The following is a 17,083-nucleotide window of genomic DNA, read 5'->3' as shown; positions in this document are numbered from 1 at the left end:
CCGGCAACCCGGAATCGGTCGCTTCCTGAAGTTCAGCGTTGTTACTTGGCAGCCAGATTATGATCAAAGACCCGATTTGTGCCCTGCTGGGCAATATCTCTGGTGAGCTTCTGTGCATCCTTGAGTTGGGCCGCATTCAGCTTGGCACCCAGAGTGTCACGCAAACCGGCATAGGTCTTGTTCTTGTCGGCAACCACATTGGCCAGGGCATAAGCAATCACCGGGCTCTTGGCAACTCCCTGCCCGTTGGCATACATACCGCTCAAGGCAATCAAGGCGATGGGGGTGCGCTGGTCTGCAGCCAGCCGGTACCACTTGACCGCCTCGGTGTAGTCCTGCACAACCCCGTGGCCGGAAAAATAAAGACCGCCCATGGCAAATTGCGCGACTGCCATCTTCTGCTCGGCAGCCTGACGGATCAGCCGTGCAGCTTCCTTGTAATCCTGTGGTACGCCTTGCCCCATCTGATACATGGTGCCCAGATTGAACTGGGCACGGGCGTTGCCATTGTCCGCAGCCAGACGATAGAGCCTTGCCGCTTCCTGGAAATTCTTGGTCACGCCCTGACCGTTGTGGTACAGCATGGCGAGATTGAACTGGGCAGCGCCGTTACCCTGATCGGCAGCCAAGCTGAACCATTTATGGGCTTCCTGATAGTCAGGCAGTACGCCCTGACCGTTCCGGTACATCAGTCCCATACCGAACTGCGCCATTGCGTTGCCCTGTTCGGCCGACGGCTTGACTTCGGCCAGAGCTGTCTTGAAATCACCTTTCTGGTAAGCGTCCAGACCTGCCTTGTAATCTGCGTGTGCCGTATGAGCCAGCCCAATTGAAAGCAGTCCAGCCAGAGCGATACTAAAGCGCATGATCAATCCTTCACTCGTTGATAGAGTTACTCAGGGGAGGCTCCCCGTCCGTGTTCTGTTTATTTTAATCTGCCAGGCAGCATAACGCCAAACAGCAGGCGCAGCGGAGTTCGCATTTCTGACCAAGGGTTCCCGATCCGGCGGCCATCCACGCAGTATCGTTGTGTAACCGGCCGACTCATAGCATCGCCGGCTTTGACGAAGACCTGGCTGGAGAGCGCCGGAATACTGCTCAACAGCCTTCCGCAGGCCTCCTTCGAGCGGAGGGATCAATTGTCAGGGCATGGACAAGCAACCCTCGCTATTTCCCAATAGCCTGATTAACCACTAAAGTTACCCTGTCTTGCTCCACCTGCAGCTGCCCTGTTAAGCAGGGACTTCTTCTAATAATCAGAACAATGGACATGAAGTGATGCCAACAATCACCAGCCCCAAGACCCCCTTGCAAATGTTCTACCACTGGGAATCGACCACCCCCCATCAGGTATTCCTGCGCCAACCGCACAACCTGCAGTGGACCGAATACACCTGGTCACAAGTCGGCGATGCCGTGCGTCGCACAGCATCATTCATGCGCAGCCTGGAACTGCCCGCCGGCAGCCGCATTGCGCTTTGGTCCTCCAACAGCAAGGACTGGCCAATCGTCGATCTGGCAATCATGCTGGCCGGCCACATCAGTGTGCCGCTCTATCCGGGGCAGGACATCGCTTCGGCGCGCTACATTCTTGAACACAGCGAATCCGCGCTGATCTTCCTCGGCGGATTCGATCAATGGGAAAAAGCCGATCAGGCCATTCCGGACAGCATCCCGCGGGTTGCCATGCTCGGCTGCAAGGTGCCTTGCCAGTATGCTCTGGACGATATCCTGGAAGCTTTCCCACCCTACACGGAGTCACCTCTTCCACAGCCGGATGACACCTTCACCATCATCTATACCTCCGGCACCACGGGCAACCCGAAAGGCGTCGAGCACGCGCATATAACGCCGGGCTATACCTGCCCGGAGATGCTCGCGGCGACCAAATCGGAGATCGGCAATACCCGCTTCTTCTCCTTTCTGCCCATGGCGCATGCGGCCGAACGGATCATTGTTGAGATGTCGTCGATCTACTGCAACGGGCAGATTTCCTTCAATGAAGGTCTGGCCACGTTTGCCGAGGAATTGCGTTCGGTACAACCCCACCTGTTCTTCTCGGTGCCGCGCCTGTGGATCAAATTCAAGGAAGGTGTCGATGCCAAGGTTCCGCCTGCGGCACAGGCCAATCTTTCCGCAGAAATGAAAGCCGGGATCGTACGCAATCTGGGCCTGGCCGAAGCACGCACTATCATTACCGGCGCAGCACCCTGCCCGCGCGATGTGCAGAACTGGTTCATCGACCTCGGAGTAGTGCTGCGCGATGGCTACGGGATGACCGAGAACTTCATCCACGGTTGCATCTGGACCCACAACGACCAGCCCAAGGCCGGTTGCGTTGGCCGTCCAATCGGGCCGGGTGTCGAGCTGAAAATTTCCGATGCCGGTGAAGTGCTGTTTCGCAGCAAAGGCCTGATGAAAGGCTATTACAAGGAGCCGGGGAAAACCGCCGAAGCCATTATCGACGGCTGGTACCACACCGGCGATTCCGGGCGCATAGATGAAGACGGCTGCCTGTGGATCACCGGCCGCATCAGTGAAGTATTCAAGACCAGCAAGGGAAAATTCGTCCGTCCTACCGACCTGGAAAGCCATTTCGGTCGCTGCCCGCTGCTGTCGCAGTACTGCGTGCTGGGCCATGGCCTGGATCAGCCGGCGGCTCTGGTCAGTCTCTCCGAACCCGGCCAGAAACTGGAGCGGGCAGCCTTGCAGGAGGAGCTTGGTCGCGTTCTCGACGAGATCAACGCCGAGCTGCCGGCATGGGAGCGCATGCCGCAGATATTTGTCACCACCGACGAGTGGGGTATTGCCAACGGCCTGCTGACGCCAACGATGAAACTGCGCCGCAAGCAGATCGAAGAGCGCTACCGCCCCTGGATCGAGAGTGGCCTGGGGCAGGGCAAGGTGATTTTCGAGTAATTCTCCAGAAAGCAAAAACCCACCGGCTGGTGGGTTTTTTTGCCTCTTATAGACCGCGCCGGCGACAGCTAACCACTACCGGCGCTGCCGGACTCAGGCAACACTGACCGGACGCAGCGAATAGCTCTGCAGTTGCCCGGCAAAATCACGCAACGACTGGATACCACTGGCCTCTGCCTCATGCACCCACTCGCTGATGGCGGCAAGCATGTCATGACCATTGGCGCTGGTCTTGACCCAGATCTGTTGCAAGGCCAGACGCTTTTCGTAGATCACCCTGAGTGCCTGACTCTGCGCCAGCATGGCGGCAATTCGTGCCTGATGCTTGTCATCGAGCAGGCTGGTTTCACGTGACAGCAGGCGTTTGGCACGGTGGAACAGGTGGTGCACCGAGTCATCGGCCTTGGCCAGTTCCTGTTTGACCAGCGGCCCGATAACCAGCTTGCGGTACTGCGCCATGATCTGGAAACGGTTGTTGAGAATCGCAATCGCGGTATCCATATCCAGCTGCCGCTTGCCTTCCACGCGATGGGCGACCGGCGCAACACGTTGCACCTTGGCCAGACGCAGAAAGCTGAATAGCTGGATCCAGGCCCAACCCATATCGAACTCCCACTTTTTTACCGACAGCTTGGCCGAGTTGGGGTAGGTATGGTGATTGTTGTGCAGCTCTTCACCGCCGATCAGGATGCCCCAGGGAGAAATGTTGGTGGCGGCATCACGGCACTCGAAGTTGCGGTAGCCCACGGCATGCCCCAGGCCATTGATGACACCTGCAGCCCAGACCGGAATCCACATCATCTGCACCGCCCACACGGTCATGCCAAGTACGCCAAACAGGGCCAGATCAATCACCGCCATGATGACGATGCCGCCAACCGGAAAGCGTGAATAGACATTGCGCTCAAGCCAGTCATCCGGGCAGTTCTTGCCGTAGATGCGCAGGGTTTCCGGATTCTCGGCCTCGGCCCGATAGAGCTCTGCGCCAGTCAGCAGCACCGTGCGCAAGCCCTTGATCACCGGGCTGTGCGGATCGTCGACGGTCTCGCACTTGGCGTGGTGCTTGCGGTGGATGGCCGTCCATTCGCGGGTGTTCTGCGCCGTGGTCAACCACAGCCAGAAGCGGAAGAAGTGCTGCAGCGCCGGATGCAGATCCAGCGCGCGATGGGCTGAAAAGCGGTGCAGATAGACCGTTACGCTGACAATGGTGATGTGCGTCAGCACCAGGGTCACCGCCAGCAACTGCCAGGCGGAAAGATCAAGCAAACCGAAATACCACATGAAAAAACCACCCTACACACATAAGCAAGTGAACACTTGTACACATTCTCCCGCACAGCGGCGGAAAATGCATCCATGTCCCAACACGGATTTAACCAGCCAGCGCGTGGAAAAAGTGTGAACCGCAGTATCAATTGACTACTGACAGGCAACAACCGCTGCCGCTCAATTCTGCGAATTCTTCTGGCCCGAAAAATTTGCGGGCAAGACGCGGTTCTGCATAAAACCTCAGCGGTTATCCTTACTATTCGAAGAAACCGCAACCCCTTGTGGTCTAGACTGCAGGCAAGCAAACCTCTGGCTGGATCTTCGTCACCCGGTTTGCACTTTCTGGCGGAATTGACTCAATGGCGCTACCCCTTCGCTGGCTGTTCGGCCTGCTGTGCTTTATGGCACTGCAGCAGGCGCATGCCGAACTGCCACTGACCATCCTCAACCCTCAACAGGCCGCACAAGCCACCCCGCTGCAGGCTTTGCGGGTACTCGAAGACGACACCCCGTCACTCAACATACGCAGCGCCTTGCCACTGCTCAACGAGCGCGGCGCAACCTACTACGGCAGTACATCGCTAGGGTACAGCGCCAGCACTTTCTGGGCCGGCTTCCGCCTCGAGGGGGCGAAGGGACAGCAGTACTTCCTCGAGCTGGGCAATCCGTTCATCGACGAGGTCGAGCTCTGGGTGTATGTCCGCGGGCAAATGATCCTGTACCGCAGTAGCGGTGACTTGCTGCCTTTCTCTGCCCGTCAGGAACCCTATCCAAACTTTCTGCTGCCCCTGCCCATGTTTGGCAGTAGCGTTCAGGATGTCGTGCTGCGCATTCACAGCAGCTCCAATCTTTCGCTGCCGATAAAGCTGGTATCAGAGCCGGTCAAGACCAGCCTGATCTCGCGATACTGGGGGCAAAGCGGCCTGATATTCGGCGCATTGCTGATCATCGGCCTGTTTCACCTGACCAAGTATCTGGCCCTGCGTGACCGGCATCTTGGCTATTACACCGTCACCACACTTTTTCTCGCCTGGTACTACGCCAGCAGCAGCGGCCTGAGCAACCTTTTGCTGTGGTATGACGTACCCCGCGCACAACCCATAGAAAGCAACCTGACCGGCGCCTTGAGCCTGTGTTTCAGCACCCTGTTCATTCTCGCCACGCTGGACTTGCGGCAAACCTGGATCATCCGCCTGCGCAATCTGCTGTTCGTCTGCCTGTTCGGAACGGCCAGTATGATTTTGCTGGATATCAACGACTATCGCTGGCCCCGCCTGATGAATCAGCTGATGCTGGTCATCGCCCTGTTCCAGATGGCTGCCTCGCTCCTGGCGCTCAAGCTCAGGCGCCCTTATGCCGGCACGGTGGTGACCATCTGGTGCAGCGTGCTGCTGATGATGATGGCCCTCGCGCTGGTACGTACCGGCGTACTGCCACAGTACCCCTGGGTGCAGATGCTCAGCAGTTATCTGCCGTTAATTACGGTATTCCTTTTCGGACTGCTCAATGGCCGCCAACTGGATAATGTGCGCAAGCAGCTGATCCTTAGCCAGACCGAAGCCATCGACAATCTCGAGCAATACCGTGCGCTGTTCAAAAATGCTTCCGAGGGCATCTTTCGCTGCACTGCCACGGGCAAACTGCTGGAAGCCAACCCGAGCATGCTGCGCCTGATCGGCCTGCAGCAAACAGACATCCAGACCCTGCGCCGCCACTCGATTAGCAACTTGCTCAAGCCCGGCGAATGGCGCGCGTTTGTTGAGCGCCTGAACAGCAGCCAGCCGCATGCCAGCGGCGAGTTCCAGCTGCACGGGCTGGACGGTACAAGGCACTGGATACACCTGTCACTGCACATCCATGCCGAACACGCGGATATCGAAGGCATTGTCGTCGACCTGAGCGAGCGCCGGCAGCTGGAGCGCAAGCTGTCCAGACTGGCCGCACATGACCCACTGACCGGCCTGCTCAACCGCCGCGAACTGGAGCGGCTGCTGCAGGAAAGCATTGATGGCCGGGGCACGTGCTACAGCCATCTGCTGTATCTCGACCTCGATCAGTTCAAGCAGGTCAATGATCTTTGCGGTCATAGCGCCGGCGACCTGCTGTTGCGCCAGCTTTCCGGCAGCATGCAGGCACAGTTGCCGGCCAGCGCTGTGCTGGCACGCATTGGTGGCGACGAGTTCGCCATCCTGTTGCGCGAGGATGATCTTGGCGCGGCGCTCAAACAGGCGGAAATCATCCGCACCAGCGTCGAAAAGTTTGTTTTCAACTGGGAGGGCCGTCCCTTCCGCCTGTTTGTCAGCATCGGCCTGCTGGAGCTGGATGAGCACATCACCGAATGGCAGACCGCCCTGAGCTGGTCCGACAGTGCCAGCCAGCTGGCTAAGCACCATGGCCGCAACCGGGTGCACTGTTTCAACCCCGACGACAGCATGTTGCTTGAACACCAGCGCCAGCTGCAGTGGATCTCGCGCCTGCGTGAAGCTATCGAGCAGAACCATTTCGAGCTGTTTTTCCAGCCCATACTGCCGATGCAGCGCCATGAATCTGGCTGGCACTACGAGATTCTGCTGCGCTATCGTGACCCGGACACCCTCGAGTGGGTGGCCCCCGGGCAGTTCCTGGTGGCTGCCGAGCGTTACGGATTTCTCCCCGCGATAGACCGCTGGACCCTGGGCAGACTGTGCGACTGGCTGGTCAGCAACCCGGAGCACTGCGCCCGCCTCAAGCAGGTCAACATCAACGTAGCCGCCCCCTCGCTGCTGGATCAGGGCTATCACGACCTGCTCTACACCATGATCGAAGAGCGCCGGCTACCTGCCGGGCGCGTATGCATCGAGGTAACCGAGATGGTTGCCCTCGGCGAACTTGGTGCATCCTCGCAATGGATCGCCAGACTGCGTGAACGCGGCCTGAAAATCGCCCTGGATGACTTCGGTAGCGGCTTCGCCTCCTATGCCTACCTGCGCAGCCTGCCGCTGGATTTTCTGAAGATTGACGGCTCCTTCATCAGCAATATCGAAAACGATCCGATCAATCAGGCCATGGTCCGCTCGATGGTGCAGATCTCGCGCAAGCTCGGCCTGCAAACCGTGGCCGAGTTTGTCGAAAGTCAGGCCAGCCTGGACTGCCTGCAACAACTGGGCATCGATTATGCCCAGGGCTACTTCATTGGCCGTCCGCAGCCACTGTCTCGGCTGGCAGATCTACCGCTGACCGAAGGCAGCAACGATCTCCCGGAACCGGCCGACCCCCTGAGCAAAGTTGCGGAGTAACTACCTTTGCCAAAAGGCCGCGACTGAACGGCCACGGGCAAACAGGCAGCGCCAGAGCATCGCGAGCAAGCTCGCTCCTACAGAAGCAAATTGCACAACCAACACGAACTATGCCCAAAAAAAGACCCGCATAAGCGGGTCAAGAAACGCCTGGCTGGTGAGCCCTTAGGCGAGTTCGTCGAAGCACTCGGCAATAATTGCCACGCCCTTGTCCAGTTGCGCATCCGGCGCGGTCAACGGCACCAGTACGCGCAGCACGTTGCCATAGGTGCCGCAGGACAGCAGGATCAGGCCTTTCTCGCGCGCCTTGGCAACAACCTGTCCGGTCAGCGTCGGATTCGGCTGGTGAATGTCGCCGCCCTCACACAACTCGACCGCGATCATTGCTCCCAGGTTGCGCACTTCGCCAATGCTGTTGTGCCTGGCCTGGATCGCCTTGAGGCCATTGACCACACGCTCGCCAACTGCCTTGCAGCGATCCAGCAATTTTTCCTCTTCAAACACCTCGATCACCGCCAGCGCCGCCGCACAGGCAATCGGACTGCCGGCATAGGTACCGCCCAGCCCGCCGGGCGCGATGGTGTCCATGTATTCCGCCTTGCCACACACACCTGCCAGCGGAAAACCACCGGCAATCGACTTGGCGAAGGTGGTCAGGTCAGCCGCAACACCCATCTGCTCCATGGCAAAGAAGGTGCCGGTACGCCCGGCGCCGGTCTGCACTTCGTCGGCGATCAGCAGGATGCCATGCTGGTCGCAGAGGGCACGCAGGCGCTGCATGAAGTCTTTCGGCGCCACATAGAAACCACCTTCACCCTGTACCGGCTCGAGGATGATCGCGGCGATGTCGCGCGGCTCGGCGTCGTTCTTGAAGATGCGCTCGATGCTCGCCATGGCGTCATCCGTACTCACGCCATGCAGCGCGCACGGGTACTGCGCACGGAAGGTGTTGCCCGGCATGATGCCCATGCCGGCAGAGTAGGGCACGACCTTGCCGGTCAGGCCCAGGGTCATCATGGTGCGGCCATGGTAGCCGCCGGTGAAGGCGATCACACCGGCACGCCCGGTGGTGGCGCGGGCGATTTTCACCGCATTTTCCACCGCTTCCGAGCCGGTAGTCACCAGCAGGGTCTTCTTGTCGAAGTCGCCGGGAACCATGGCATTGATCTTCTCGCACAGTTCGACGTAGGGCTCGTAGGCCAGCACCTGGAAGCAGGTGTGGGAAACCTTGGTCAGCTGCTTCTGCACCGCCGCCACCACTTTCGGGTGCAGGTGGCCGGTATTGAGTACCGCGATGCCACCGGCGAAGTCGATGTACTCGCGACCTTCAACATCCCACACCGTAGCGTTTTCGGCACGCTCGCAAAAAATCGGATGGATCTGCCCGACACCACGCGGAACCGCTGCTACACGGCGTTGCATCAGTGATTCGTTTGTCTTGCTCATGATTGTCCTCGACTGGAAGTCCTTACAGGTTCCGACGCAGGGTCGGGGGAATTCACCCCCTCTCCCGTTCACGGGAGAGGGCTGGGGAGAGGGCAAAACCGGGCAAGCCCTCTCCCCTGGCCCCTCTCCCACTAGTGAGAGAGGGGAGAAAAGCCGTCAGATACCGCCCAGACAGACGTATTTGATTTCCAGATAGTCTTCGATACCGTACTTGGAACCTTCGCGACCCAGACCGGAGGCCTTGATCCCGCCAAACGGCGCCACTTCGGTGGAGATGATTCCGGTATTCACGCCGACGATGCCGTACTCCAGCGCCTCGGCTACACGGAACACCCGGCCCAGATCACGGGCATAGAAGTACGAAGCCAGACCGAACTCGGTGTCGTTGGACTGGGCGATCACATCGGCCTCGTCCTTGAAGCGGAACAGCGGCGCCAGCGGACCGAAGGTTTCTTCCTTGGCCACGGCTGCGCTTTTCGGCACGTTGAGCAGAATGGTCGGCTCGAAGAAGTTGCCACCCAGCGCCTTGCCGCCGGAGAGTACGGTCGCGCCCTTGCTGACGGCATCGTCGATATGTTCCTTGACCTTGGCCACGGCTTTTTCATCAATCAGCGGGCCGGTAGTAATGCCGTCTTCCAGACCGTTACCGATCTTCAACTTGGCCACCGCCACACGCAGCTTCTCGGCAAACGCGTCGTACACACCATCCTGCACATACAGGCGGTTGGCACAGACACAAGTCTGCCCGGCGTTGCGGTACTTGGAAGCCAGCGCGCCATCTACCGCTGCATCCAGATCGGCATCATCAAACACGATGAACGGAGCATTGCCACCCAGCTCCAGCGAGACTTTCTTGATGTCCTTGGCGCATTCCATCATCAGCTGGCGGCCGATTTCGGTCGAGCCGGTAAAGGACAGCTTGCGCACCAGCGGGTTGCCGGTCAGTTCGCTGCCGATGTCGCCGGCACTGCCGGTCACCACGCTCAACACACCGCTTGGAATACCGGCGCGCTCGGCCAGCACCATCAGCGCCAGTGCCGAGAACGGCGTCTGGCTGGCCGGCTTGATCACCATGGTGCAACCGGCAGCCAATGCCGGGCCGGCCTTGCGGGTAATCATCGCGGCCGGGAAGTTCCACGGCGTAATGGCGGCGGTCACACCGATCGGCTGCTTCATCACCAGAATGCGCTTGTCCGCCTGATGACCCGGAATGGTGTCGCCATATACGCGCTTGCCTTCTTCGGCAAACCACTCGATGAACGAGGCCGCATAAGCGATTTCGCCCTTGGCTTCGGCCAGCGGCTTGCCCTGCTCCAGTGTCATCAGCCGGCCAAGGTCATCCTGATTTTCCATCAACAGATCAAACCAGCGGCGCAATTTGGTCGCACGCTCCTTGGCAGTCAGTGCGCGCCAGGCCGGCAAGGCCCGATCCGCCGCCTCGATGGCGCGGCGGGTCTCGGCCGCGCCCATCTTCGGCACAGTGCCGATAATCTCGCCGGTGGCCGGATTATTGACCTTGATGGTCTGGCCGCCATCCGCGTCCAGCCAGGTTCCATCGATGAAAGCCTGCTGACGGAACAGCGTGGCGTCTTTGAGTTGCATGGCAGTCTCCTGTGTACCGGCATATATTTGCCGGTAAAACTTGTTACGAACAGCTGTGGCCCGAAAAGCAGCCAGAATCCAACACAGTAGTTCACCCCCTGAAAAACAACCAAACCGGGGGCGTTTGAAATCTCAAACGAATGCTAGGCGGGCGCAACAAAAAGGGCAATAGCCTGTTCAATAAATTTAACGTTTTCAGTTTTCCAGGATTATTTGCCCGATCATTCAACGTTAAACATAGCCGATTGTTCGATATCACGAACGAATCAGCAGCGAATGGACGCCCCCGCTACAGATGCGTATCATGACGCCCGCGCTGCACCAGTAGCCCAGCCGGATAGAGAACTGCCCGCCGAAGGCAGTGATCATTAGGTTGAGCAACCTGGAAGCTAGTGATCAAATGCAAGTCCGCAACAATTACGCACTCGTAGCTCAGCTGGATAGAGTACTGCCCTCCGAAGGCAGTGATCATCAGATTGAACACCGTCACAGCTAGTGTTCAAATAGTTCCCCCGCAACAGATATGCACCAGTAGCTCAGCTGGATAGAGTACTGCCCTCCGAAGGCAGGGGTCGTGGGTTCGAATCCCGCCTGGTGCGCCAAACTCCTTGATTTAAAAGACTTTTTTAAATCCCGCCTGAAAGCCAGTTCCTGGTTTTGGCCAATCTGGTAATTCTCTTTTGCCTCGCCGAGGCAATATCCTGCAATCAGCAATGACCACCGCCCTCATCTACCGTCTTCAGCGGTTTTTCAGGCTGTGTCCAAAATGTGTCCATTCTGTGCCCATGGTTTGAACGGGCCAAATAGGGTTCGGCTGATACTGACCACTGCCTTAAATTTAGCGGTATCCGTTCGCTTCAGCGGCCAGCCAAGATCATGCCACCTGGCGGTTCAGCAAAAAGACTCACTCCGACTTCTCTACCACTCGCTTGAGCAAGTCATCCAACTCACACCCTAAGTAGTCGCAAAGCGCATCGATATGATCAGTCGAAGTGTTGTGGCCAGGTGTATTGGCTATACGCGAAAGCGTTGCCCTGGAGATTCCAGTTGCATCACTCACTTCATTTAACGTGATGCGGCGCTTCTCCCTGAAGGATTTCTCGTCCAGCTGTTGCTTGAACATTACTCGAATCATGCGGGTGACCTGGCGAAGAAACGTCGCCCATTTTGCATTCGACTCAAATTTGAGTCAAAAAACTCTTGCAAGTCTCAAATGACTCGTTATTATCACTCTCGAGCCAAAAGGCTCATATATGATTCAAATGGATCTGGAGAGAGAAATGAGCGAAATTTATCTGACTACTGAAGAGCTATCCCATCGCATCAAATACGACGCCAGGACGATCCGTAATCGTCTCAAGGATTCTGTCCTTCTGGAGGGCATCCATTATTTCCGTCCATTTGGAGGCCGAAAGATCCTTTTCATTTGGGATGCCGTTGAACGCGACATGGTGAAGTTTTCGCAGAGCAATGGTTTCGGCATCCCCATGGCTAATGGGGGAATTTGCCATGGGTAATATTGTTGTCCGGAAGGAGACAGGGAATCTCTTCTTTGACTTTCGCTATCTCGGCAAGCGTTGCCGAGAGCAGACCACCCTTCCCAATACCCCGGCCAATCGCAAGAAAGCCGAGAAGATACTCAGTCTTATCGAGGCTGAAATCACCCTGGGAAGCTTTGATTACGGCACCTACTTTCCACACAGCGCCAGAGTCCAAGAGTTCAGCCGGTTAAAAGCTGGCTGCGCTCTGATGAATACACCTCTGCTGAAAGACTTCGCAGAGCTCTGGTTCGATGAAAAGAAAATCGAATGGCGTGATAGCCATAGCAAGACGGTACGCAGCACGCTTGAAAAGCATCTGCTGCCGGTCTTCGGCAAGAAAGAAGTCAGCGCCATCACCAAGGCAGACATCCTGGCATTCCGCTCGGCTCTCGGCAAAGTGCCCGGGCAGAAAGGTCAGAGTCTGTCAGCGACGCGAATCAACCACATCATGACGCCATTGCGCATGATCCTTAATGAGGCGGCTGACCGTTTTGAGTTTACGTCACCTTACCTTGCAATCAAATCACTGAAAGTACAGAAGACAGATGTCGAGCCTTTCACTCTGCAGGAGGTTATTCAGATTCTGGACACTGTCAGGTCTGATTTCCGCCCGTACTACACCGTCAGGTTCTTTACTGGGCTGCGTACGGCGGAAGTTGACGGGTTGCAGTGGAAATACGTCGACTTCGAGCGCAGGCAGATCCTGATTCGTGAAACCTGGGTAGGCGGCAAACTCGACTACACAAAGAACGATGGCTCCCAGCGCGAAATCGATATGTCGGGGCCTGTCTTCGAAGCACTCCAGGAGCAAAAGAAACGAACAGGCAATAGTCAGTTCGTGTTCTGTACTCGCGAAGGAACTCCACACGAGTACCGGAATATCAGTAAGCGCGTGTGGGCGCCGCTGCTTCGCCATCTGGGGCTCAGGGTACGTCGGCCATATCAGAGCCGGCATACGGCAGCAACGCTCTGGCTGGCAGCCGGTGAGAACCCTGAATGGATCGCACGTCAAATGGGCCATACCACCACCGAGATGCTGTTTCGCGTTTACTCGCGCTATGTGCCGAACCTGACTCGCCACGATGGCAGCGCCTTCGACAATCTGATCAAAGCCAACTTACAGGGCTGAGGAGTACAACCATGAAACTGATAAAAAACGGTAACGTCATCAGCCTTGGCACATCGATGGAGGAGCGCGAACATAAGTATCTGAAACACATTGCTTCTGCGCTGAGTCACTACCTTGAAGACCCGCAAGGAAGCGAACTTATTTGCGTGCTGGGTTCAGGCTACGAGCAAAGTAATCGTCAGGCGCTCGAAACCTGGGTGTTTTACCACCGTGATGAGGTCTTTCAAAAGCGACTGGAGGGTAGGAGCCCGCTGGATTACTTGATCACAAAAATAGAATGCTTAATTCAGACATGAAGAAAATCGGGCAGGGAAGCCCAATGCTTTTACAAAGTCATACATTTATAATTGAAGCTGTAGATTTATCACAGGCAACAGCAATCAACCAATGAGTCAATACGTGAAAATTATCGTTCATGGAAATCATACTCTCGGATCAATTTTTGGACTGTTTTTTATCTTAAGGAACTTAACAACCTTAGATGTGAATGCGGCTGTAGGCTTAACACCTGAGTGAAACCAGTTATTCCTAACAATTCTGGCTTCATGAAGAAGGTCCGCCTCTTTATCGCTTACAATATTGGCATTTTTTAAAAGATCGATCTGTTTATAGAGCTCAAGCTTCTCGCCTGGATAAGCCAATTTATGTCTATTACAAGCTCGGACTATCCACTGCTCAAATGACGTATACACTATATAGTCAGTAAAGGGCGCTCTATCTAAATCCGCAAAGGAAACTTTCCCCTCAATAGCCAACCGATCATCCCAAGTTAATTTTCCATTTAACCATAAGCTTTTTAATTCATTAAGGTCAGAAGCTTCCTGCCTAGAAATATCATCTTGATCTTGGTTTGATAATTTATTTCGTAAATTTTCTAGCTCTTTCTCTAAGTTATAAAGTTTGTTCAGATCCTCCAGGTGGTGATTTTCGACTTGACTGACAAGGTTATCCTTCTTGTGAAGCTCATGCATCTTCATTTTCAGTGTATTTTCAAGATCAGCCTTAGAGTGAGAAAGGCTATCAATCTTTTCAAGCTCCAGCTTAATTTCTGATATTTCATTTTCTAGCGCATCCTTTTCAAATAGGATAGTAGAAAGCGATTCATTAGCATCTAACAACCGCTTTTCAATCGCGTCTTTATCTGTATTAAGCCGTTTGAATTCATAACTTTTTTTTCTGTAAATAACTTCCTGAGAAACAAAAAGCATACCAATTATGATAATTAAAAAAACCCAAGCCCCAATGCTTTTCCGGTACATAAGGGAAAATCCATCGTAGGTAGAAAGATATTTTGGAATATCTTTAAAAAATAAACTTTCCCTACTAAGAAATGAATCGTCATAGATAAGATATGGTAAAGTTTCAGCAACAATCAAATCCCCGCCCTGGAGTTTATCAAATACAAAATATCTCCTATCACTGTCTTCCATAACGTTTAACTCAAGATATTTTCCAGCAATGGTGTGGACTTTATTTTTTGACAGCGCCGACTCAAACACTGAACGGACTGGAAATAACTTACAAATTCCGTTGCTCCCATCATTTTCCAAACATGTATTACCAGATATCACTGCGACAGAAAAAAGTGCGCGGTCACTGCTCCCAAGCACGTTTGTGGTAGATTTAATTAATTTTCCATCTTCATGATTACTGACATCAAGTCTATCAAAAGCATTCTTAAATATAAGAAAATCATAACCCTGCACATAACCAAGCGTAGTCACTCTGGCATACATATGAGTTAGCCCGGTTAATAGTAGCAGCACTACAAGCGCAACAATCCAAGACAACGATCTTTTAAAAAAGCCAGCCATTGTGTGACCCTTTTAATAAATATTGATTATTCGGCTAACGCTTTTAGCAAAGCATCACGCGCATCCTGATAAAATTCGATATCAAGCTTCGTTGCCATATCATCAGAAAGATCGAAAAGCTGGCGGCGGCATGAAACCGGGAGCAACAGGGATTTAGCGCCTTTTTCCACTGACAACTCCGCGAGAGTAACGGCATTGTGAACGGGCTCAATAGTGCCGCCCAGGGTGACCTCCCCAACCACTACCAAGCCTCCGCGTACTGATTTCTTCAGTAATGCGCTAGCAAGGGCGATCAAAGCGCCAACACCTGTTTTAGCACCCGATTTAGCCGCATCAAAACCACGAAGTTGTACCGAGAATTCATGTGCGCGAGGATCACGGTCTCCCACTAACTGCGCTGCGCGCGCATAGAGATTTTGCTCCGCGCAGCGAATGGACTCCCGGAACGCAGGTGGAACAGGGTTGTTTAACACTCGCACCCCGCTCCCCGGTCCCTCAGTAACCTCCAGACGAAATAGGCCGGGGTGCTCATCCTGGCCACCTGGACTCAACGTCCAAATCTGACCGCACTCCAGAGGTTCGTCACCGATTCCACTTTGGCTTTGCAACTCAGGGGTAGCCACGAACTTTTCAACACCTTCGGTACCAAAGGTGTAACTGAAGTGCGTGTTACGGAACTCAGCAGCTCCAATACGTTTTTGTTGCTCTTTCACTCTGCGGCGCACTTCCAGCGCAAGGCGAACTGCCCACTCCAGATCTTCATCGCTTACATCAGTTTCCGGGTTAGGCGAAATCAGTTTGAGCAGGCCACTTACTGTCTTGTTGACGCCATTGATGTCCCGCCCGCTCAATGCCCCGCCCCAGTAAACGCGGCCCTGCAACTCCGAAACACGACTTTGACTTCGCAGTTGAGTGAAGCACTCGGATAAAAAATCACTGACCAGGCCGAAATGCTCTGTGAACAAGTTTGGGCTTAGCTTCGGCACATCCCAGCCCGGCAAGAAGCAATGGATGCGATCCATGAAGGCTGTATCGTCTCGCATCTCCGGGGGCAGCGGCCCCAAAAGATGCCCAATGCGTTGCTGGTGCTCGACATCCACGTCAAAGTTGCCCACCAGGACTATGGAACCATCAGCGCGAATACTTTCTTTGCCGCGTGAAAACTCGCCGCTCTCCATGTATCCCTTCATGATGTTTACGCCATCCTTCTGGTCGAAGGAAACACCCGACACCTCGTCGAAACACACAACATCGTACTGACACACCAGGCCTCTCTGCCCAGATGCGTTGTTGACGAACATTCGCGCGACCGTCGCCTTACCACCCGAAATCAGGTGAGCGTAAGGCGAGACTTGCTGGAACAAGTGTGATTTTCCTGTGCCCCTCGGGCCAAGCTCGACAAGGTTGTAGTTACGCTCTACGAAAGGAATCATACGAAGTAGCAGCGCATCTTTAGCCCGATCGCCCAAAGTCTCTGGCTCAAATCCGACGCTGCGCAACAACAAATCACGCCACTCTGCGGTAGAGAAGTTTTCACGTCCTTTTGCAAGGACATCCAGTACTTCACGCTTTGACAGCTGAATAGCTCTTAGCGACTCAATGCCAAAGGGACGGCCACCTTTCTCCTGTGCAATGGATGCGTCATAGGCAAGGGTAACTTCGGCATAAAAGCCGCCGGTCAACATGCGCTCGTTATTGCTGACCATCTCTGGCGTTAAACGAACATCGTTCAACCGCAAACTAGGCAAGGTGGCTACATAAGAGTCAGTTTTTGCGTCGAGACGAGCAGTAATGATGTCGATAATTTTTACTGAGCCAGCCTCGCGAGCACGAGCCTTAAACAACTCCTCCTCGCCTGCCTTGACTGTGCGCGATGCTAACTGCCGCTGGACGATCTCCAGCCCTTCTTGTATCTCCTCCTCGTCAATCGTTGCGCAATAGCGCCCGAGCAGGAATTCAACTACGTAGGTGGGCACCGGGAATTGGCGACTGAACGTACGTACCAGATCCTTACGAACCACGTAGCCCTCGAAAGCGCTTGTCGCCTTACCGTCTAGATCATCGAGCTGCATGCATTTTGTCCCGTTT

12 protein-coding genes and 1 tRNA gene are annotated in these 17,083 nt (G+C 55.0%); 6 read left to right on the top strand and 7 right to left on the bottom strand.

The window, feature by feature from the left end; translation table 11 throughout:
• Window positions 1–41 precede the first annotated feature (41 nt).
• On the bottom strand, window positions 42–866 hold the full coding sequence (locus BLT89_RS00415; RefSeq protein WP_090192567.1) for a tetratricopeptide repeat protein: 825 nt from the start codon (window positions 864–866) through the stop codon (window positions 42–44).
• Window positions 867–1,278: 412 nt separating this feature from the next.
• Here BLT89_RS00415 and BLT89_RS00410 point away from each other — a divergent pair, with 412 nt between their 5' ends.
• Window positions 1,279–2,919, top strand: a complete 1,641-nt coding sequence (locus BLT89_RS00410) for an AMP-binding protein (RefSeq protein ID WP_090192566.1) — start codon at window positions 1,279–1,281, stop codon at window positions 2,917–2,919.
• Between the two features lie 93 nt (window positions 2,920–3,012).
• On the opposite strand, the gene desA is transcribed toward BLT89_RS00410, so the two are convergent.
• Window positions 3,013–4,200, bottom strand: coding sequence for a delta-9 fatty acid desaturase DesA (desA, locus tag BLT89_RS00405; RefSeq protein ID WP_090192565.1), 1,188 nt, complete (start codon window positions 4,198–4,200; stop codon window positions 3,013–3,015).
• Between the two features lie 347 nt (window positions 4,201–4,547).
• Between desA and BLT89_RS00400 the strand changes: the two genes are divergently transcribed.
• Window positions 4,548–7,463: an EAL domain-containing protein gene (locus BLT89_RS00400; RefSeq protein WP_090192564.1), complete on the top strand. Its 2,916-nt coding sequence runs from the start codon at window positions 4,548–4,550 to the stop codon at window positions 7,461–7,463.
• A gap of 165 nt (window positions 7,464–7,628) precedes the next feature.
• Here BLT89_RS00400 and gabT read toward each other — a convergent pair whose 3' ends face one another.
• Both gabT and gabD read right to left on the bottom strand, forming a co-directional pair.
• Window positions 7,629–8,909 (bottom strand): 4-aminobutyrate--2-oxoglutarate transaminase, encoded by a 1,281-nt coding sequence (gene gabT / locus BLT89_RS00395; protein WP_090192563.1) that lies wholly within the window; start codon window positions 8,907–8,909, stop codon window positions 7,629–7,631.
• A gap of 156 nt (window positions 8,910–9,065) precedes the next feature.
• Window positions 9,066–10,511: an NADP-dependent succinate-semialdehyde dehydrogenase gene (gene gabD, locus BLT89_RS00390; RefSeq protein WP_090192562.1), complete on the bottom strand. Its 1,446-nt coding sequence runs from the start codon at window positions 10,509–10,511 to the stop codon at window positions 9,066–9,068.
• 525 nt (window positions 10,512–11,036) lie between these two features.
• Between gabD and BLT89_RS00385 the strand changes: the two genes are divergently transcribed.
• A tRNA-Arg gene (locus BLT89_RS00385) sits at window positions 11,037–11,113 on the top strand.
• 302 nt (window positions 11,114–11,415) lie between these two features.
• Here BLT89_RS00385 and BLT89_RS00380 read toward each other — a convergent pair.
• Complete coding sequence (locus BLT89_RS00380; protein WP_197673525.1) at window positions 11,416–11,634, bottom strand: helix-turn-helix domain-containing protein; 219 nt, start codon at window positions 11,632–11,634, stop codon at window positions 11,416–11,418.
• A 157-nt stretch (window positions 11,635–11,791) separates the two neighbouring features.
• Between BLT89_RS00380 and BLT89_RS00375 the strand changes: the two genes are divergently transcribed.
• The 3 genes from BLT89_RS00375 to BLT89_RS00365 are packed head-to-tail and all read left to right on the top strand — an operon-like array spanning window position 11,792 to window position 13,477.
• A complete protein-coding gene (locus tag BLT89_RS00375) occupies window positions 11,792–12,028 on the top strand; it encodes a hypothetical protein (RefSeq protein ID WP_090198538.1) in 237 nt (78 codons plus the stop codon).
• The gene (locus BLT89_RS00370; protein ID WP_090192560.1) at window positions 12,021–13,181 is read left to right on the top strand and encodes a site-specific integrase; all 1,161 of its coding nucleotides are present in this window, start codon (window positions 12,021–12,023) and stop codon (window positions 13,179–13,181) included. Before BLT89_RS00375 ends, BLT89_RS00370 begins: the two co-directional genes overlap by 8 nt.
• Window positions 13,182–13,192: 11 nt before the next feature.
• Window positions 13,193–13,477 (top strand): hypothetical protein, encoded by a 285-nt coding sequence (locus tag BLT89_RS00365; protein ID WP_090192559.1) that lies wholly within the window; start codon window positions 13,193–13,195, stop codon window positions 13,475–13,477.
• Window positions 13,478–13,603: 126 nt separating this feature from the next.
• Here BLT89_RS00365 and BLT89_RS00360 read toward each other — a convergent pair whose 3' ends face one another.
• Together BLT89_RS00360 and brxL are read right to left on the bottom strand one after the other, a co-directional pair.
• Complete coding sequence (locus BLT89_RS00360; RefSeq protein ID WP_157718762.1) at window positions 13,604–14,995, bottom strand: DUF4145 domain-containing protein; 1,392 nt, start codon at window positions 14,993–14,995, stop codon at window positions 13,604–13,606.
• Between the two features lie 26 nt (window positions 14,996–15,021).
• A complete protein-coding gene (gene brxL / locus BLT89_RS00355; protein WP_090192557.1) occupies window positions 15,022–17,067 on the bottom strand; it encodes a protease Lon-related BREX system protein BrxL in 2,046 nt (681 codons plus the stop codon).
• Window positions 17,068–17,083: the final 16 nt, after the last annotated feature.

The sequence above is a fragment of the Pseudomonas pohangensis genome (assembly GCF_900105995.1).
In the GTDB taxonomy this organism is placed as follows: Bacteria; Pseudomonadota; Gammaproteobacteria; order Pseudomonadales; family Pseudomonadaceae; genus Aquipseudomonas; species Aquipseudomonas pohangensis.
Note: the sequence above shows the minus strand (reverse complement) of the source record. Positions and strands in the feature narration are given on the sequence as shown.